Below are 19722 nucleotides of genomic sequence, written 5' to 3'. Positions count from 1 at the left end.
CTGTGGGTCGTCACATCAGTTAGTTGACGGATTACCTTGCTCGATCAACGCGGATACATCCGATACGGTGAAGGAGCCCGGTTTCTGCCTCGGCGGGAATTCTTTGAAGCTTTCAATCATTTCTTTGGCGTATTTCTGCGCGCCGCCCAGCAGGAACAGGCGGTCATAGAACCAGTGGTTGTAGTCCATGCCGTCATCCCCTTTTTCGAGTGGATCGATTTCCAGATCGAACAGCAGCGGCGTACGCAACTTAACAAATGGGTATTTCCACAGATCCAGACCGGTATGTTCCTGGATCATGAAGTGCATTTTCCAGCGGCCATAGCGCATCGCCAGTAAGTCGCCGTCATCACTCCAGTAGAAGAACTCTTTACGTTGATCCGGTGCTTTACCCTGCAGGAAGTCCAGCTGGTTATAGCCATCCAGATGAACTTTGTAGGTCATTGCGCTGGTTTTGTAACCCTTCAGCAACTGTTGTTTGATATCCGGTACCCCGGCGGCGGCAACCAGCGTCGGGAACCAGTCATTGCTGCCGAACATATCGTTGATCAGCGTGCCTGGCTTGATGTGCCCTGGCCATTTGACCATCGCCGGTACGCGGAAACCGCCTTCCCAGCCGGTGTTTTTCTCGCCACGGAACGGCGTCATGCCCGAGTCAGGCCAGGTGGCGATCATCGGGCCGTTATCAGTGGTGTAAACCACGATGGTGTTATCCTCAATGCCGAGATCTTTTATCTTCTTCAGCACTTCGCCCACAATCTTGTCGTGCTCAACCATGCCGTCAGCGTAGTCACCCGATCCGGTCACGCCTTTATCAGCGGCTTTGATATGGGTCTTATTGTGCATGCGGGTGGTGTTATACCAGGTAAAGAAAGGCTTATTGGCTTTAACCTGACGTTCCATAAAATCATTGTTGGCCGCCAGCGTCTCTTCATCGACCGTTTCCATGCGCTTGGTGTTAAGCGGGCCGGTGTCTTCAATCTTGCCATCGGCAGTCGATTTGATGACGCCACGCGGGCCGAACTCTTTGCGGAATTCCGGGTCTTTCGGATAGTCCGGGTTCTCCGGTTCTTCTTCCGCATTCAGGTGGTAGAGATTACCCATAAACTCGTCGAAGCCATGGGCCGTCGGCAGAAACTCATCCCGATCGCCGAGGTGGTTTTTACCAAACTGGCCGGTGGCATAACCGAGTTGTTTGAGAACCGACGCGATGGTGGGGTCTTCTTTCTGCAGACCCTGCGGCGCGCCAGGCATGCCGACTTTGCTCATCCCGGTACGAAACGGCATCTGGCCGGTGATAAAGGACGAACGGCCTGCGGTGGAGCTCTGCTCCGCGTAGTAGGAGGTAAACTTAGCCCCTTCCGCCGCGATGCTGTCAATATTCGGGGTTTTATACCCCATCATTCCCTGGTTATAGGTACTGAGATTCCAGTAACCAATATCATCGCCAAAGATCACCACGATATTGGGTTTGCCCTTACTTTGTTCCGGGGCGGTGGTCGCGGTATTGCTGGCCGGTGCCGCCTGTGCGCTGAATGAACAGCAGGCAACAGACAGCATCGAGGCTAACAAGGTTTTGCAAAAAGGCATTCGTGACATTTTGCGCTCCATTGGGTTGAGCTTTGGGTTTACCTGTGCCGGCAGGATATTGACGGCAAAGAGGCTGGACTGCTTGGGCTTAAATCCTCCCGTCGCGAGGGTTAAAAGGTCCGGTTGTAGTTCACGCCAAAGAAATACAGTGCCGGGTTGGAATATCCGCCTTTCAGCAGCGGGGAGGAAACCTGGGAAGAATCGATATGGGCATATTCGAATGCCGCACCGATACTGCTGCTGTTATCAAGCTGATAACGCGTGCCAACACCCCATCGCCAGGTATCGCCCGACGGCATGGTCATGGAGGCATCGTTCTGGTTGCGGTAAAAACTGCTGTCAAAGGCGACGCCGGTATTAAACGTCCAGGCTTCGGTAGCGCGGAACTGCGTACCCAGCGCCAGATGCCAGGTATCACGCAGGCGATCGTTGCCCGCCGTCGAACGTCCATTTACCCGAATGTCGCTGTTGCTGTATGCACTCCAGTCCTGCCAGCCCAGGTCACCCATGATCGCCCAGCGCGCGTTCAGATCGTGATACAGGCTGGTCATCACCTGTTGTGGCGTGTTGACGGTGGCTGCAATCGGCAGGGTGTAGGAGGGCGAATCATTTAACTGTGACAGGGTGACGGTGGGCGCAATATTGAAATGGTAATCGGTGCGGCTGGTATAGGTGATCCCCGCCCGGGTATGGCTGTTGAACTGATATAACGCGCCTGCTTTGACGTTTAAGGCCCAGTCATGATCCGTCTGTTCTTGCGTATCACCCTGTAGATTTTGCCGCTTGAGGGAGAGATACCCGTAGTTAATGCCGATTCCGGCACCCAGTGACAGCGCGTCGTTAACCTGCCAGGCCATGGCTGGCATCAGCGTTAATGCCAGCAACGTGCTGTCTTTTATCAGGTTTTCACCCGCCCAGTTACCGAAGTGGAGTCCTAAGCCGTAATTACCGTACAGGCCAATCCCGGCAGTAACGTCAGGACTGAGTTTTTGCGTATAGAAAGCGCTACCTCCCGGAAACCAGCCGATCACGTTACCGGGACTTTTGCCGTTTAGTTGCGCGTCATCACTCAGATGGTAGGGGGTATCGCCATATAACGCCTGGCCACCCAAAGACAGGGAACGATCCGGAAGCAGCGTCATCCCAGCCGGATTGGTAAACAGCGTGCCCGCATCCTGAGCGCGCGCCGCCTGGCCCGCGCCGGCCAGGCCCAGGTCATCGGTGCCAATCTCGTAGAGATACAGGCCGCCCGCAATGGCATGGCCTGAAAACATCAGTACAACACTTCCGCAAGCCAGTTGCTTTAAGGTGATCTTCACATTCCTGTCCTCAGTGATTACGCGCAGCAAACCGCTATCGAAAGTTGGCGAACCTGACCCGATTAATCAGGTTCGCACTGACATTTGCCTGCTTTCAGAAGAAAGAATGGCTGTAAAAAATGGATATTTCTCTCACGTTAAAATTAGTTATCAGGGTAATTAATTCGAGGAAAAATTCAGGCTCAGCAGCGATACGGTTAAAAATCAAATAACGTGATGTTCCAATGAGAAAATGTGTTTGTTAAATCAGTAATATTTTGAATTAACCTTAGTAAAAACCTTACGTTATGCAAGGCAGGATCTTTGTAAAAACGGAAAATTTTCATATATCCATGAAAAATATGGTTTTTTATCCAATGCGTGCATTGTTATCAGCTTTGGGGTTGGAAGATTTTATGGAAGGAATACAGCAACGTGAAGATGAATGTGGACGATTGAAATAATTCTGTACAGGTTTGCGGCTGACCTGTGCAATTTTTTTGTACATGTGCAATATATGCGGGATTATATCGTCTGAGAAAAGGGATAATATAAGGTGACTGAAATGGTGATAATGACGACACTTTTAAAAAACCTTTATATTTAAAGTGGCCTTGAAAATAACGCCTGTCATTATGTCGGACATAAGGCAGGCAAGAATGGTGGGGCGGTTACTCCGGCGAAATCCCTTTGCACAACAGGGCAAGCGCGTGTTGGACGATCGCTTCACGGATTTCATCATCATTACCCGGCCGCAGTTGAACGAGGGGCACCAGCACCAGGCTAAGTAGAGAACTCATCAACAGCACAGTATTGATTTGCGCGTTGATTTTTCCCTGTTTTTTCCAACCCTCCATAATGCTGAGGATTTTTATTCGCGCTTCTTTGCCAAATTTTTCCTGGATCCGCAGGCGAAGGGGCGAGTTTTCACTGACCGCTTCCTGCATCCACAGGGGGGCAAACCAGCTGTCGCGCTGCGCGGTGGACGCCAGTTCCCTGACCATCTGTTCAATCGCCAGCATCGGTGCGTCAGCGTTGGCGACAAAAACCGCAAAAATACGACTGCGCACCGGCAGGAAACGCTCTTCGATAATGATATCGAGCAGGGCTTCTCTGGAGTGAAAGTAGTAATTCATCATCGCCGGCGTCACACCGGCGTTACGGGCGATGGCGTTCATTGAGGTTTCGGCGATGCCCTGTTGGGCAAAAAGATGGAGCGCAATATCCAGCAGATGATCGCGCTGCTCGACGTTAATCGCACCGCCGCGAGGGCGGCCTGGCTTACGTGGACCAGTTTTCAGCAGCTTAGCGCCGGAATTTGCTTTCAGTGCGGACATTTTTTACCTGCCTGTTGCGTTCATGTTAAGCTTTGCGGTAAATATTAATTGTGCATTTAATTAATTACAAGCGAGTCATCTCATGGATTCAGAATCCACTTCATTAAATCAGCCTGACGTCCAGACCAAAGAGCCTTCTTTGCGTCTGCTGTTTAGCGCATTACTGCTGGTTATGCTGCTGGCCGCACTGGACCAGACCATCGTATCAACGGCGCTGCCGACCATCGTGGGCGAGTTGGGCGGGCTGGATAAGCTCACCTGGGTGGTGGTGGCCTATACGCTGGCCTCCACGGTGGTGGTGCCGCTGTACGGTAAGTTCGGCGATCTTTACGGTCGTAAGCCGGTACTGCAGCTGTCGATCGTGTTGTTCCTGCTGGGATCGGCGCTGTGCGGACTGGCGCAAAACATGGATCAGTTGGTGTTGACCCGGGCGCTTCAGGGGCTTGGCGGCGGCGGGCTGATGGTGGTCAGTATGGCGGCGGTGGCCGATGTGGTTCCACCCGCCACGCGGGGTCGTTATCAGGGGCTGTTCGGCGGCGTGTTTGGCCTGGCCACAGTGATCGGGCCGTTAACCGGCGGCTTTATCGTCCAGCATATGTCGTGGCGCTGGATTTTCTATATCAATCTGCCGCTGGGGCTGCTGGCGCTGGTGATTATTGGCCTGGTGCTGAAGCCCGGCGGCAAGCGCAAACAGCATGAGATTGATGTGCTGGGCGCCTTTTATCTCAGCATGGCGCTGGTGGGCATCACGCTGTTTACCAGTGAAGGCGGCTCGGTGAAAGCCTGGTCCGATCCGGCATTATGGTGCATCCTGGCGTTTGGCATCGTCGGTGTGATTGGCTTTATCCACGAAGAGCGGCTGGCCTCGGAGCCGATAATCCCGCTGCGGCTGTTCCGCGAGCGTAGCTTCCTGCTGTCGAGCCTGATCGGCTTTATTATCGGCATGTCTTTGTTCGGCAGCGTGACCTTCCTGCCGCTCTATTTGCAGATAGTGAAAGAGGCAACGCCCACCCAGGCGGGAATGCAGCTGTTGCCGTTGATGGGCGGGTTATTACTGACGTCAATTATCAGTGGCCGCATCATCAGCCGCACCGGTAAATATCGCGTCTTCCCGATTGCCGGCACCTTACTGGCCAGTATCGGTATGGGGCTGCTGACCACCATTACCACCGAGTCGCCCACCTGGCATCTTTATCTGTTTACCTGCGTGATGGGAATGGGGCTGGGCATGGTGATGCAGGTGCTGGTTATTGTGGTGCAGAACACCGTGGAGCCGCATTTGCTCGGCGTGGCGACCTCATCCGTGACGCTGTTCCGCTCCGTTGGCGGCTCGATTGGCGTGGCGCTGTTTGGCACGGTATTCAGTCAGGTGCTGAAGTCCGGGCTGGAACGTCTGATACCGGAAGGAACAGAATTGCCGCGCAGCATGGATCCCAAAGCGATACAGCATTTGCCGACGGCCATTCATCATGACTATCTGCTGGCGTTTGGGGATGCCATTCATGCGGCATTTTTAATGGCGATGTGCGTGATGATCCTCGCCTTTATTTTATCCTGGCTGCTGCCTGAAGCGCCGCTTCGTCGTTAACAGATGAGGGTAGATTCACCTTGAAAATAAGCACAGCGAGCTGGCGTTAATAAGGGGGGGCAGGGGAAATAAGTGCAATTTTTCTCCTGAGCGTCGCCCGATGTTATTTTTCAGCAGGGAAGTTTTGTAAAGATAAGTAAGGTGGGGTGGATTGTTAACACTGGCTGTTTAGTCGGATAATTATATACGGTATAAGTTGTTATCTTTTATCTCTCCCTGCGGCCGTATTAATGAAACATTTATTCACATTCAAGAATCTGTCCACTCTCGCCTTTATCGTCATTGCGGGATGTTCATCGAAACATGATTCTGGCCGTGACGTTGCAGATAATAATGAACAGCAAAATAGTAACACGGCGGAGCAACCCGATTTGATTCCGGTGCTCGCCGCTTTGCACGATCAAATGCACTCCTGGCAGGGCACGCCGTATCACTGGGGCGGGACCAACCTGCAGGGCGTTGACTGCTCCGGGTTTGTCTGGCGCACGTTAAAGGATCGCTTCAATATTCCAATGGACCGGGTGACTACCAAAGAGCTGATTGAAATGGGTAAGCCGGTCGCAAGAAATCAACTGCAAACCGGCGACCTGGTGTTTTTCCGTATTCATAATGAGCTGCATGTTGGTTTTTATGATACTCAGGATCAGTTCCTGCATGCGTCAGTCAGTAATGGCGTGATGCGTTCGTCGCTGGATAATCCGTACTGGAAATCGGTTTATTACCAGGCGCGCCGGCTGAAAAAAGAAGTCGGGGCGGAAATTTCGTTTAATAGCGATAAGAAAAATCTCTTTCTTGCCAGTAAATAACCGACAACGATATATCGATCGCAGGATCGTGGCGTAATTATCACTCGGCGCCGACCTGACGATTTCCCCGGTGGGTCAGACCGGGGACGTTAACCCATTAACCATTCTTGCTAAGCCAGTTTTCCAGTAGCCGTAAACTGGCTTCCTTCAGACTGTTTTCTCTCCACACCAGATAGTAGGTCAGCTTGCCGCAGTCAACCTGGTGCGCTTCCATGGCGATCAGCGAACCAGCCTGCAGCTCGCTTTCAACCAAGACCCGTTGCGCCAGAGCAATTCCCTGACCTTCAAGCGCCGCCTGATACGCCAGCGCGGAGCTTTCCAGTTCACGCCAGCTCTGTTGATTCAGATCGACGCCAAACGCCTCACCCCAAATCTGCCAGTCATCCGGTCTTCCGCGCACGCTTAACAAGGTATGTTTATTCAGGCTGTCGGGCCGGAAACTTTCTTTTCTGCCCGGCGTCGGTCGACAGACCGGAACCAGCACGTTGCCAACTAAGGCGGTGGCATGGAGCTGCGGCCAGTCGCCGCTGCCCAGGCGGATAGCGGCATCATAATCGGTGGCATCGTCCCAGTCCGAGGCGGTGGTCAGCCGGATATCGATAGCCGGATGCGCCAGCTGAAATGACGTCAGCCTGGGGATCAGCCAGCGCGTGGCGAAGGTGGTAAAAGAGTGCAGGCGGATAACGGATTTCCCTGCGCTCCGATGCAAGAGGCCGCCGGCCTTGCGTAAGCCTTCAAAATGCACGCTGACCTGCTGGTAATACGCATTCCCTGCGTGAGTCAGCAGCAAGCCGCGTCCCTGTCGACGGAACAGTTCAGTGGCAAAATGTTCTTCTAACAGGCGCAACTGCCGACTGACCGCACCAGGCGTCACCGACAAGGATTCCGCCGCGGCGCGCACGCTGCCGGTGCGGGCAACGGATTCAAAGGCGAGCAGGGCATTTAACGGTGGAAGCTCACGCACAGAAATTTCCCGATTTAGTTTTTCTCAATGATTGCGTAATTTTAATCGATTGTGGCGAGAAAGCTATCGCAGCACACTCTCGGGACACCTCTCCTCCGTCCGATTGAGAAGAGCCTGTTCAGACGACAACCCAGGAAATCATCATGATCGATGTAATCAATCCCGCCGACGGCTCGGTGATCGGCCAGACGCCGTTAATGAGCCCGGCAGAGGTCGCCGAGGCGATCGACCGCACCTGTGAAGCCTTTCCGGCATGGGCGCTAAAAACCGCCAAACAACGCAGCGATATCCTGCGCCGCTGGTATGACCTTGTGCGCGCCGATAAGCGCGTGTTCGCCGAACTGATGGTCAGAGAAAACGGCAAATGCCTGAGCGAAGCGCTGGGCGAAATCGAGTACGGTTTGGGCTTTATCGAATGGTATGCCGAGGAAGCGCGACGCGTGTATGGCGACACCCTCCCGTCGCACGATGCCAATGCCTCGGTGCTGGTGATGAAGGAGCCGGTTGGCCCGACTGCCGCCATTACGCCATGGAATTTCCCCTTTATGATGATCACCCGCAAGGTGGCCACCGCGCTGGCAGCGGGCTGCACCATGGTGATCAAACCGGCAGAAGAGACGCCGCTGACGGCGTGGAAGTTACTGGAATATGCGCGCGAAGCCGGTATTCCGTCCGGGGTGTTTGAAATGGTCACCGGCGATCCGCAAGCGATAGGCGAAGCCTTTACCCGCGACGAGCGTATCCATAAGGTGTCGTTCACCGGTTCGACCCGCGTTGGAAAGATCCTCGCGAGCCAGTGCGGCACCACGCTGAAAAAAATGACCCTGGAACTGGGTGGCAATGCGCCATTTATCGTCTTCGACGATGCCACGCTTACGGACGCGGTAGCCGGCCTGGTCAGCGCCAAGCTGCGTAATTCTGGACAGGTATGTATTTCGCCCAACCGGATCTTTGTGCAGGAAGGCATTTATTCCCGTTTTGTAGAGCAGCTCATCGCGGCCGTCTCGAAAATTCGGGTGGACCAGGGCATGCAGGAGGAATTTGTTGTCGGGCCGCTGATCAACCAGCAGGCGGTGGACAAAGTCACGTCGCTGGTGAATGATGCCATTACCCAAGGCGCGACCGTCCATCTGGGTGGGAAACTGCATGAAAAAGGCGGATTGTTTTTCCAGCCGACTATCCTCGGTGATTTACAGGACAGCTCAGCGCTGCACAACACCGAGATTTTCGGCCCGGTATTCGCCCTGTATCGCTTCAAAACCGAGGAAGAAGCCATCCGTCGCGCCAACAACACCGAATATGGCCTGGTGACGTATGCCTGGACCAACCAGCTTGGCCGCGCTTTCCGCCTGTCGAAACAGCTGGAAGCGGGGATGATCATCATGAATTCCGGCTCGGTTGGCACCGCGTCGGTTCCCTTTGGCGGCATCAAGCATTCCGGCTACGGTCGTGAAGGCGGGCATTACGGTATTGAGGAATATGTGCAGGTGAAATATGTGCTGATGGCCGGACAGCAGCATTAATCCTGTTTGGGAGTCGCCGCTGCCATATTCTCCGGGACAACAATTCATTCTGTGACGGCCATCAACCCAATTGCTGGCTATCTGTTTATACTACGATGGTAGGCTACCATACAAGATAAACAGTATAGCGAGAATTTATCATGCAAATGACGATGCGTTGGTTCGGTCCGGAGCAGGACAAAATCCCCCTGGAGTATTTCCGTCAGGTACCGGGCGTGGAAGGCGTGGTTGGGGCACTGTACGATGTCGCCGTCGGTGAAGTCTGGCCGGAAGAGAAGATTGCCGCGCTGGTGGGGCAGGCTCAGGCCGCAGGACTGACGATGGAAGTGATCGAAAGCGTGAATATTCACGACGACATCAAGATTGGCCTGCCAAGCCGTGACCGTTACATCGCCAATTATCAGCAAACTATCCGTCATCTGGCCAAAGCGGGTGTGAAGGTGATTTGTTATAACTTCATGCCGGTATTTGACTGGATGAAGACCGATATGAACTACGTGCTGCCAGACGGTTCCCTGACCATGGCCTTCGAGAAGAAGGGTATCGACAAGAGTCTGGAAGAGGTGGTGAAAGAGGTTCTGGAAAATTCCAACGGGTTTGCCTTGCCAGGCTGGGAACCGGAGCGTCTGGGTAAAGTGCAGGAGCTTTTTGCCCAGTATAAAGACGTCGATGATGTAAAACTGCGTGAAAATCTGGCCTACTTCCTGAAAGCGGTGATCCCGGTGTGTGAAGAAGTCGGTGTGAAGATGGCGATCCACCCGGACGATCCCCCGTATTCCATTTTCGGCCTGCCGCGCGTAGTGAAAAACCGCGACGATCTGGACTGGATCTGTAACGCGGTCGATTCCGAGGCAAACGGCATTACGCTCTGCACCGGTTCCATTGCGGAAGATCCGGCTAACGACGTGTACGGCATTCTGGCTGAGTTTTCGCGTCGTAAGCGCATTCACTTTGCCCATGTCCGCAACATCAAAATCATTCAGGACAAGGATTTCTACGAATCGGCGCATCCCACTCAGTACGGTTCCCTGAATATGCTGAAGGTCATTCAGTCGCTGCACGACAATGGCTTTGATGGCTATATCCGTCCGGATCATGGCCGCTTTATCTGGGGCGAGACCGGTCGTCCGGGCTATGGTTTGTACGATCGTGCATTAGGCGTTACCTATCTTCTTGGCTTGTGGGAAGCCGTCAGCAGTAAATAACCTCTCCAGCGGGGAGCTTTCCCCGCTATTTCCCGGTGTCGGCTTACAGATAGATAACATCATTATGAGGGATCATTATGTCGCCTGTATTATCACTTACATGGGTTCTGCTAGGGATTGCGTTATTAGTCGTACTGAATCTCAAATATAAATTTCATAATATCTTTTCGCTGTTGATTGCCGGCGTGCTGGTGGCGATTTTAGAGGGGATCCCGCTAGATAAGATTGTTTCCACGGTACAGCAGGGTATTGGCAGTATCATGGGCCACCTGGCGCTGATTATTATCTTCGGTGCAGTGATCGGTAAGTTTATGACCGAATCCGGTGCCAGCCAGCAAATTGCCGACACGGTAATCCGGCGCTGTGGCACGCGATATCTGAGCGTCGGGCTGATGTTTATCGGGGTCATCTTCGGTATCGCCATGTTTTACGAAGTGGCCTTCCTGATCGCTATGCCGCTGGTGATGAATATCGCCAAAAAAGCCAACATCCCCTATATGAAGCTGGTGATCCCAACTGTTGTCGGTGCAACTATGGGACACAGCCTGTTCCCGCCGCAACCGGGGCCGGTGGCACTCATCAGTGCCTTTAATGCCGATATCGCGCAGGTCTATCTGTATGGCGTGCTGGTGATTATACCTGCGCTGTTTTGTGCCGGGATCCTGCTGCCTAAATTCCTGCCAGGCATTAAAAACATCCCGCTCAATTCGATGATCAAACCCGTTGCCGAGTTAGATCCGCAGTCGCTGCCTTCGTTTAAAACCAGCATCATGGTGCCGCTGATCCCGGCTATTTTGATGATTCTGGCATCAATAATTAAGCCACTGGCCGACAAGGGGACCTTGCTGACGCAGTTATGTGATTTCCTCGGCAGTGCGGAAATCAGCATGTTAATTGCTACTTGTACCGCCATCTGGTTCCTCGGTATCCGACGTGGGATGACCGCGGACGCCGTGACAAATAACGTCAGCCTGTCGATTTCGCAGATCGCTAACGTGCTATTTGTGATCAGCGCCGGCGGGATACTCAAACAGGTGATTATTGATTCGGACGTTGGCGACAGCATTGTCCACGTGATGAGCAGCGTGCCGTTCTCGCCATTTGTGATTGCCTGGCTGATTACCGCCGTCATTCGCATCCTGACCGGTCAGGGTGCGGTGGCCGCCATTACCTCCGCCGGCATTGTGGCGCCGATGGTCGGTGCCTTCCATCTTAATCCGGCCTTGATGGTGCTGGCCGTAGCCTGCGGCAGTAACACCATTACGCTCATGTATGACGGGGGTTTCCTGCTGTTTAAGGAGACCTTTGGCATCTCGATGAAAGACACCTTTAAGACCTGGGGATTGCTTGAGTTAATTAACTCGGTGGTCGGCCTGGGAATGGTGCTGCTGTTAAGCCTGTGGATCCACTGACACCCGTCCGTACTGAAGACGCAACCCCCGCTGCAGAGGGGGTTGCGTCGTTATCATCCCGTCCGATTAACGGCTGAGCGTGGCGTTCAGCGCATCAATCGACGTTTGTAACCCCGCCTCGACGCTCATGGTCAGATCTTCCATCTCCAGCGAAACATAGCCGTCGTAGCCGGTCATACGCAGCACCGAAAAGAACTCTTTCCACCAGCGCAGATCCTGGCCACAGCCGACCGCGACATAGTTCCAGGTGCGGGTTTTGGTGTTGGTCACCGGCTGATACTCCATCAGCCCATCGATGTCGGCCAGCCCGCGTTCGATGCGCGCATCTTTGCCATGAACATGGTAAACCGCACCCTCAAGCTTGCGCGCTGCAGCGATAGGATCGGCGCCCATGGCAATCAGGTGCGAGGGGTCGAGATTCATCCCGATCATCTCGCCGACCGCCTCCCGCAAACGCAGTAATGTCGATGGGTTAAACACCAGCTGGCAAGGGAACTCTTCGATCGCAATCTGCTCAATGCCATGTTCTCTGGCATGGGCGACAAATTTCTTCCACCACGGAATAGCCACTTTGTTCCACTGATAATCAATCACTCCTGGCATATAGCCCGGCCAGGAAACGGTTGAGGTGATCCAGTTGGGTATACGATCTTCCGGTCCGCCGCCGGGCAAACCGCTCATCATCACGATCTTTTTAACACCCAGCTTGCCTGCCAGCTCAACGGTACGATAGCTGCTTTGCGTGTGTTGCTCGCCCAGCTCACCCGGCGCTAAAGGATTCCCTGAGCAGTTAAGGGCAACAATCTCCATTTCACGCTGGGCAAGCGCGTGACGAAACTGGTCGAGCTTTTCTGCCGAGGAGAGCAGTTCTTCAGTATTGACATGCGGGCAGGGCGACCAGCCGCCGGCCGTCATTTCAACGCCGGTAATGCCGTAGCTTTTAACTTTATCCAACATTTTCTCAAACGATAAATCAGCCAGAACGTCGGTACAAAGGGCGAGTTTCATAACATATCCTTATTCAGAGTCAGAGCATCGTTATAACAGAGAGATGAATGAAAGCGACGCAGCGGAAAAAAGCGTGATTTCAGACTGTGCTGAAGATCAATTATCTGAATACAAAAAGAGAAATAGCCGTGACGGTCATCCCAGTTACGGTTTAACGCGTTGACATAGCAAGAATGGAGAGAAGCGAAATAAGCGAAAAATGGGCCGAAAAAAGATAACGCGACGGGATTCAGGAAATCAGTTGCGTAGTTTTAATTAACACGCAAAATTGGTCGTACAACAGGCCGCAAGAATAGCGACAAACTCAGCGGAGGCGCCATGCTGACTTTTTGCAGTAACCAACAGCCTTCATCAGGCGGTTTTGCCCAGGACAGTCGTCCCCGGCTGATGTTCATCTGCAAACATCAGGGAAAAGAAGCGGCTAAACCGAGGATAATGCACAAGCATGACGAGCGTTTTGAACTGATGTTTGTGGTTGAAGGGACGGGAAGCTACAACATTGATGGACGCGGTTATCAGGTCAAACGCGGTGACCTGATGCTGTTTAATGTCGGCGTGTTGCATGATGAAAACCCGCATGCGTCAGACGATCTGTTGCTGTACAGCTGTGGTGTTGAGCAGCTGAAATTTGAAGGATTGCCGGTTAACGTTCTGACGCCACGTTCGCACATTGCGGTGATGCCCAGCGGTGAGTGTTACGATGAGATCCGTCATCTTTTTGAGCAAATGTGGCGACACGTCAGCGCTAAAAAGCTGCATGGTGCGGACATTGGCAACAATCTGTTGAACGTATTGTTACTGCTTTGCCGCAGCCTGTGGATCGAAAATACAGCGCTTGATGACACCACGGAAGTATTATTGGGGCAGCGCATTAAAGATTATATCGACGATCATTATAAAGAGGATATCGACCTGAAATCGATTACCGCGGCCATCAATATGAGTCCGTTTTATCTGGCCCATGTCTTTAAGGATTTCTCAGGCTACTCGCCCAAGCATTATCAGAGCCGTCGCAGAATAGGTGAGGCGCAGAACTTATTACTCAGTACCGAACTGGGCGTGACGGAAGTGGCGAATGCGGTGGGTTACGATAACGTGAATAACTTCCACCGCATATTTAATAATATGGTGGGGATCCCACCGGCCAAATATAAAAAATACTGGCTAACCGGTCAGGCTAAGGCCTGACGATACACCTGCAAATTGACGTTTACCGCGTTCAGTAGCGGCGTGCTGACGCTGTTCCTTGACGCGCGCAGCAGCAAATCGCCAATCACCTGGTCTGACTCAATGTCATAGCCCTGGCTCAAATCGCGGTACATCGACGAGGTCATCGGCGTGTCAGGGTTGCTGAGGATGGCGTAAATTTTGGCGGTCACCGCCGGGCGAGGGTGATAGCCATCGGCGCTGATGACCGCGAGGATCTCGCTGAACACGCCCTGCAACAGCGCTTCGCCGCCTTGTGACCGCAGGATCTGCTGAGTGTTGCCGCGTGACAGGCAGGTGACCGCGCCCAGCGTGCTGAGCAGCAGCCACTTTTCCCACAGCTCGCTGATAATGTCGTCGCTGAAAATCGTCTCTAAGCCGCAATCGCTTAACGCCGCATCGACCCGCTCCAGGCGCGCGTCATTGTTGCCATCCAGCGCGCCGTAATAAATTTGCTGCAGCGGCGTCATTTGCACCACTTCGCCATTGGCTCCCAGCGTGGCGTTGATTTTACACAGGCCGCCGATGACACGGTGCTCGCCAAAGCGATCGCGAAGGGTGTCGATATGGCGCATGCCGTTGAGGATCGGCATGATCAGCGTCTCCGGCCCGACCGCCGGCGCGATATCCTGCATGGCCTGTTCAAGGCCGACGCTTTTGACCGTCAGGATAATCAAATCAAACGGCCCGTTGAGCGTGCTGGCCTGCGCCAGCTGCGGATGCAGCGTCTCGGTTCCACTGGGCGTTTGTAATATCAGCCCGTTTTGCTGCAACTGCTGCAGGCGACGTTCGCGCACCAGAAAGGTTACATCACGACCGGCCTGCGCCAGACGTCCACCAAAATAGCCGCCGGTTGCTCCGGCACCCACCACCAGAATACGCATTGTGTGATCCTGTTAAGTCATCAAGAGAGCCCCTACCTTAAAACGCGTCGGCAGGCGTTGCCAGCAGAGAAATGTTTCATTCATCTGAGCACGCTGTGTGCTGCTATTCCCCGGATTGTCGCGTAGTCTGGCGAGTCCGGCGCCGCCGTGCCATTCAGCCGGTATTACGGTTACCGTCTTTCACTGAGGAGCAGTTCCATGTTTCACCTGATTTTCAGTTTGCCTTCGCTGTACGTTATTACGCGTTTTATTGGCCCAATGCCCTGGCCATTGTCCGTCCGGCTGGCAACGGCGCTGTTGCTGCTGATCGCTTCTCAGTACCATCTTTTCTGCCGCTTTTCTTCAGGCAGCGTGTTTGCGCCGGAAATGCCGCGCTTTATCGTTATTCTGTTTAACTGGGCGTTCTGCGCCATCTTCCTGATCGCGCTGATGCAGATCGCCACCGATGCGGTCGCGCTGATTTCGCTGATCGTTCAGCACAAAATCGCCATTCTGCCGGGCTACCGTTACACCATCGGACTGATTGCCGTGGTGCTGTCGGCGTATGGCGTGCATCAGGCGATACGGGTGCCGCCGGTGAAAAACATCACTGTGGAAGTCAGCGGTCTGCCGGCCGAGTTTGAGGGCTATAAGATTGTGCAACTGACCGATATGCACATCAGCCGCTTGTTTCCTGCCTCGTGGTCGGCGGCCGTGGTGAAAAAAGCCAACGGACTGGGCGCGGATCTGATTGCGATTACCGGCGATGTGATTGACGGTACCGTTAACAATCGCCGGAAGGATGTTGAACCGCTGCGTGACCTGAGCGCGCCGGATGGCGTATATGTGATCACCGGCAACCATGAATATTTCTTTGAACAGAAAAAATGGACGGAACACCTGATCCAGCTGGGCATGAAGTCACTGCCGAACAAGCATGCGGTCATCAACCGCAACGGTGCTAAGCTGCTGCTGGCCGGCGTGAACGATCTTTCCGCCAGCAACCGTTCTTCCACCTCATCCGATCTGGATCAGGCGCTGGAAAATGCCCCGGTCGGCGCGCCGATTATCCTGCTTGATCATCAGCCGAGAAATGCCCGCCAGGCCGCGGCACGCGGTGTTCAGCTGCAGCTCTCTGGTCATACGCACGGCGGATTGATTTCCGGGCTCGATCGGTTCTTCGCACCGGCGAATGGCGGTTTTGTTTCGGGATTTTATGATGTGGAGGGGATGACGCTTTACGTCAACAACGGTACCGGCCTGTGGCCGGGCATGGCGCTGAGGCTGGGACGTCCTTCGGAACTGACGTTGATTACCTTAAAAGCCCGCCGCAGCGAGCCCGCAAAAGAAGCCGTGCCTGAGACGGTGGCCCTTGTCAGTGAGTAAAGGCTGAATGCCCCGGCTCTGCGAACTGCTGTTGCGCAGAGCCGGGCGTTTGGTTCAGTTCAATCGCGATCCCGACTTACTCAACCGCAATCGGTTTCTCATCGATCTTGGCCGGCTCATCTCCCTGAATTGTTTTAACCCGCTGTTCAACTTTCTGCACCGCCGCCGCGTCTTTCAGCAGGGAATAGGTGAGGGTGAATTCGGTGCTCTGGCCCGGTTGCAGTTGCTTAACCCGACCCTGTTCTTTTTCGATGGTGACCGGATAGGCGTAGTTGGTGCCCGGTTCAATGCCGGTGACATAACCCTGTTTCAGCGTGTCGGTATTCTTCCACATGGTCAGCAACGGCAGTTGATGGGTATCGAACTCAATCGACGCGCCTTTATCCCCTTTACTGTTAATCACCGCGGCCAGCGTCTTGCCATCTTTGTCCGCTTTCGGCTTCAGGTTAAACACCATCTCATCAAAGTCTTTGGTTGGCGCACCATAGGTTGACCAGCCATCCAGGCCTTTTTTGGCATAGTCATTGAACGGCGATACCGATTCCAGCGGAGCGATAAAGCGGGCATTCTTCTCGAGGATCGGCGTACCAAAGTTACTGTGATAAATAATCTGGTAGTCGTGCGGGTAATCCGCCTGGTTGGTCAGCACGTCATGCACGGTAAAGGAGTCGCTGCCCGGCGTATAGCGCAGTTCCGTCCAGGTCTCCAGATTGGCTTTCTTGAAGGTATGTTCCTTCAACAGACCGCGGATGCGGATCTGGTGCGGCGCCTGGTCATCAACAATCACCTCGACTCTTGATGCTGGTGTATTGCCTGCCTTGCCATGCAGCGTATAAATAACGCCGTCTTTGGTCACCGGATGGCCGGTCCACTCAAAGCCGCAGCGCACCATCATTTCGTTGAAGCCTTCCAGCCAGCCGAGGCCGTTGCGACTCTCCAGATTTATATAAGCCGGATTAACCACTTCGTTCACCGGGGAATCCCACCCTAAACGCACGCCATGACCCTGCACATGCAGTAAATCCATGCCTCGGGTTGGGCTGAGGGTGATAGTCAGGCCGTTGGCGCTGGTCAGGGTAATAATTTTCGATCCTTCCTGCTTGCCGCCGTGCAACACCTGCTGTTCGATGCTGAAGTTCTCTCCGCCAGCCTTCAGCTGATCGCTGGAGATTTTCCAGTTTCCCTTTTCAGTACTGGTGCTTGTGTCCGTCAGCACCCAGGTTTTAGCTGGGGTCTGGGTACTGATTACAGCGAGTAGTGCGAGAGCCAGGGTACGTTTTTTCATTATTATCTGCCTTTTTGCTGAATTGATTTAGCTGAAAACGTCCCGAGAGTACAAAGCACTGAGCATTAAAAACGTGAACAGGGTCACCGCAAGGTAAATTCGTTGAAAAAGGCGGCAGAACTTAGAGTTTCATCACGAAATCATGAGCGTTATTTTAGTTTTCATCAACGGGATGTGACCTGGAAGAGGACGAAAAGCGAAAAGCTGAACTCGATTCAGCTGGCTGTCCGGCGAATGTCCTTAGCTGGCCATCGGTCTGATTCGGTCCGGACGTCCGATCAATCCTGCGGGCAACACCTGACTTTCCGGGCGCTTGAGCCGGGGAAAGTTTCACCGGCTGGCCATCAGCGGGTAATTCATCGTCTATGATTATTTTTTACCATGAGTGCCTGAGAACCGGACTCCACCGCGTTTTTTCTTCTCCACCATTATTGCTTTTGCCCATTGCTGGCTTAAACGAGGGAATCGAATGGCGTCCAAATCTTTTATCAAACGTTGGGGTAGTGAGATCGTTGGCGACGGAAAAGTCCGCTTTCGTTTGTGGGCGACCGGGCAAAAAGAGGTGATCTTAAGGCTTGCGGGTGAAGATCATCCGATGACGGCGCAAGCCGACGGCTGGTTTGAATATCAGGCCAGCGGCGTTTCAGCAGGGGCGGAATATAACTTCGTGCTGGCCGATGGCATGGTGGTACCCGATCCGGCATCACGTGCGCAAAAGTCGGACGTTAACGGTCCCTCGCTGGTGGTCGATCCTGAGCACTACATCTGGCATAACGCCGACTGGAAAGGCCGTCCTTGGTCTGAAAGCGTGGTTTATGAACTGCATATCGGCACCTTCACGCCTGAAGGGACCTTCGCCGCCGCCAGTGAAAAGCTGCCTTATCTGGCCGACCTCGGCATCACCATGATTGAAGTTCTGCCATTGTCGCAGTTCGGCGGCCGTCGTGGCTGGGGTTATGATGGCGTGCTGCTGTACGCGCCACACTCGACGTACGGCACGCCCGATGATTTTAAGGCCTTTGTCGACAGTGCCCACCATCACGGCATCTCGGTGGTGCTGGATATCGTGCTCAACCACTTCGGGCCGGAAGGCAATTATTTGCCGCTGCTGGCACCGGACTTCTTCCATAAAGAGCGGATGACGCCCTGGGGAGCGGGCATCGCCTATGATGTTGCGGCCGCGCGCGACTATATGGTTGAAGCGCCGCTGTTCTGGCTGGAAGAGTACAACCTTGACGGCCTGCGCTTTGACGCCATCGACCAGATTGAAGACAGCTCGGAGAAGCATGCGCTGATTGAAATTGCCGAACGCATCCGCCATCAGTTTCCTGACCGCCATATCCATCTGTCGACCGAAGATTGCCGCAATGTCACCTTCCTGCATCCGCGCGCGGCGGACGGCTCAGCGCCGTTGTTTACCGCCGAATGGAACGATGACTTCCACAATGCGGTACATGTGTTTGCCACCGGCGAAACCCATGCCTATTACCAGGATTTTGCCCGGCAGCCCGAAAAGCTGGTGGCCCGAACGCTGACCGAAGGCTTTGCCTATCAGGGCGAAGTGGCGCCGCAGTCTGGCGAGAAAAGAGGCGTCAGTAGCCTCAGTCAACCGCCGGTGACCTTTATTGATTTCATCCAGAACCACGACCAAATCGGTAACCGGGCGCTCGGCGAACGGCTGATCGATCTGGCGGGTGCCGAGCGCACCCAGGTGCTGCTGGCAATGCTACTGCTTTCACCGCACATACCGCTGCTGTTTATGGGCGAAGAGTATGGCGAAACCCAGCCGTTCCTGTTCTTCACCGACTTCCATGGCGATCTGGCCAAAGCGGTGCGCGAAGGGCGCGCACGGGAGTTCGCGGGTCACGCCGGACACCAGGGGACACGCGTGCCCGATCCTAACGACAAGCAAACCTTCCTCAGCTCAAAACTCGACTGGGAGAAACTCACCCGCGAAGACGGCAAGCAGTGGCTGGCACTGACAAAACAGCTGCTGACGCTGCGTCAGCAATATATCGTGCCGTTGCTGGACAAGGCCGGCGGAAACAGCGGCAAGGTGCTGAAGACGGCGGAAGGTTTCCTCGCCGTAAGCTGGACCTTCCCGGATGGCACGCTGTCTCTGGCCATCAATCTGGCTGAAACCGCTCAGCCGCTGGTCGACCTTCCGGGTGAAACCCTGTTCGCCTGGCCTGCCGCTGAAGAAAAGCTGGCGCAAAACGCCATTATTGTCCGTCTGGCCAGGGAGAGCTGA

General features: G+C 54.1%; 15 protein-coding genes. 8 read left to right on the top strand and 7 right to left on the bottom strand.

Features of this window, described 5'->3' with window-relative positions; all coding sequences use genetic code 11:
* Positions 1-15: 15 nt before the first annotated feature.
* The 3 genes from AC0IXH_RS06525 to AC0IXH_RS06515 form a co-directional block, all read right to left on the bottom strand.
* On the bottom strand, positions 16-1599 hold the full coding sequence (locus tag AC0IXH_RS06525; RefSeq protein WP_471720216.1) for an arylsulfatase: 1584 nt from the start codon (positions 1597-1599) through the stop codon (positions 16-18).
* Between the two features lie 101 nt (positions 1600-1700).
* Positions 1701-2864 (bottom strand): OmpP1/FadL family transporter, encoded by a 1164-nt coding sequence (locus AC0IXH_RS06520; RefSeq protein ID WP_471721130.1) that lies wholly within the window; start codon positions 2862-2864, stop codon positions 1701-1703.
* A 695-nt stretch (positions 2865-3559) separates the two neighbouring features.
* The gene (locus tag AC0IXH_RS06515) at positions 3560-4225 is read right to left on the bottom strand and encodes a TetR/AcrR family transcriptional regulator (RefSeq protein ID WP_471720215.1); all 666 of its coding nucleotides are present in this window, start codon (positions 4223-4225) and stop codon (positions 3560-3562) included.
* An 82-nt stretch (positions 4226-4307) separates the two neighbouring features.
* Here AC0IXH_RS06515 and AC0IXH_RS06510 point away from each other — a divergent pair, with 82 nt between their 5' ends.
* Together AC0IXH_RS06510 and AC0IXH_RS06505 are read left to right on the top strand one after the other, a co-directional pair.
* Positions 4308-5813, top strand: a complete 1506-nt coding sequence (locus AC0IXH_RS06510) for an MDR family MFS transporter (RefSeq protein ID WP_471720214.1) — start codon at positions 4308-4310, stop codon at positions 5811-5813.
* A 230-nt stretch (positions 5814-6043) separates the two neighbouring features.
* The gene (locus AC0IXH_RS06505; protein ID WP_471720213.1) at positions 6044-6619 is read left to right on the top strand and encodes a C40 family peptidase; all 576 of its coding nucleotides are present in this window, start codon (positions 6044-6046) and stop codon (positions 6617-6619) included.
* Between the two features lie 97 nt (positions 6620-6716).
* Here the strand turns inward: AC0IXH_RS06505 and AC0IXH_RS06500 are convergent, their stop codons facing one another.
* Positions 6717-7583, bottom strand: a complete 867-nt coding sequence (locus AC0IXH_RS06500) for a LysR substrate-binding domain-containing protein (RefSeq protein ID WP_013202152.1) — start codon at positions 7581-7583, stop codon at positions 6717-6719.
* A 143-nt stretch (positions 7584-7726) separates the two neighbouring features.
* Between AC0IXH_RS06500 and AC0IXH_RS06495 the strand changes: the two genes are divergently transcribed.
* From AC0IXH_RS06495 to gntP, 3 genes are all read left to right on the top strand, one after another.
* On the top strand, positions 7727-9106 hold the full coding sequence (locus AC0IXH_RS06495; RefSeq protein WP_471720212.1) for an NAD-dependent succinate-semialdehyde dehydrogenase: 1380 nt from the start codon (positions 7727-7729) through the stop codon (positions 9104-9106).
* 140 nt (positions 9107-9246) lie between these two features.
* On the top strand, positions 9247-10311 hold the full coding sequence (gene uxuA, locus AC0IXH_RS06490) for a mannonate dehydratase (RefSeq protein WP_013202154.1): 1065 nt from the start codon (positions 9247-9249) through the stop codon (positions 10309-10311).
* A gap of 77 nt (positions 10312-10388) precedes the next feature.
* Positions 10389-11723, top strand: coding sequence for a gluconate permease GntP (gene gntP, locus AC0IXH_RS06485; protein ID WP_471720211.1), 1335 nt, complete (start codon positions 10389-10391; stop codon positions 11721-11723).
* Between the two features lie 66 nt (positions 11724-11789).
* Here gntP and AC0IXH_RS06480 read toward each other — a convergent pair whose 3' ends face one another.
* On the bottom strand, positions 11790-12731 hold the full coding sequence (locus AC0IXH_RS06480; protein WP_013202156.1) for a sugar phosphate isomerase/epimerase family protein: 942 nt from the start codon (positions 12729-12731) through the stop codon (positions 11790-11792).
* 318 nt (positions 12732-13049) lie between these two features.
* On the opposite strand from AC0IXH_RS06480, the gene AC0IXH_RS06475 reads away from it, so the two are divergent.
* Complete coding sequence (locus AC0IXH_RS06475) at positions 13050-13919, top strand: helix-turn-helix transcriptional regulator (protein WP_346594632.1); 870 nt, start codon at positions 13050-13052, stop codon at positions 13917-13919.
* Here the strand turns inward: AC0IXH_RS06475 and AC0IXH_RS06470 are convergent.
* Positions 13904-14821, bottom strand: a complete 918-nt coding sequence (locus AC0IXH_RS06470) for a ketopantoate reductase family protein (RefSeq protein ID WP_471720210.1) — start codon at positions 14819-14821, stop codon at positions 13904-13906. The genes AC0IXH_RS06475 and AC0IXH_RS06470 overlap by 16 nt on opposite strands.
* A gap of 198 nt (positions 14822-15019) precedes the next feature.
* On the opposite strand from AC0IXH_RS06470, the gene AC0IXH_RS06465 reads away from it, so the two are divergent.
* Complete coding sequence (locus AC0IXH_RS06465) at positions 15020-16186, top strand: metallophosphoesterase (RefSeq protein ID WP_471720209.1); 1167 nt, start codon at positions 15020-15022, stop codon at positions 16184-16186.
* A 76-nt stretch (positions 16187-16262) separates the two neighbouring features.
* Here AC0IXH_RS06465 and AC0IXH_RS06460 read toward each other — a convergent pair whose 3' ends face one another.
* Positions 16263-17471, bottom strand: a complete 1209-nt coding sequence (locus AC0IXH_RS06460; RefSeq protein WP_471720208.1) for an aldose 1-epimerase family protein — start codon at positions 17469-17471, stop codon at positions 16263-16265.
* A gap of 469 nt (positions 17472-17940) precedes the next feature.
* Here AC0IXH_RS06460 and treZ point away from each other — a divergent pair, with 469 nt between their 5' ends.
* A complete protein-coding gene (treZ, locus tag AC0IXH_RS06455; RefSeq protein ID WP_471720207.1) occupies positions 17941-19722 on the top strand; it encodes a malto-oligosyltrehalose trehalohydrolase in 1782 nt (593 codons plus the stop codon).

It is taken from the genome of Erwinia sp. AC075, assembly GCF_979253995.1.
The sequence above is the reverse complement of the archived record's forward strand: the minus strand, read 5'-3'. Positions and strand labels throughout refer to the sequence as shown.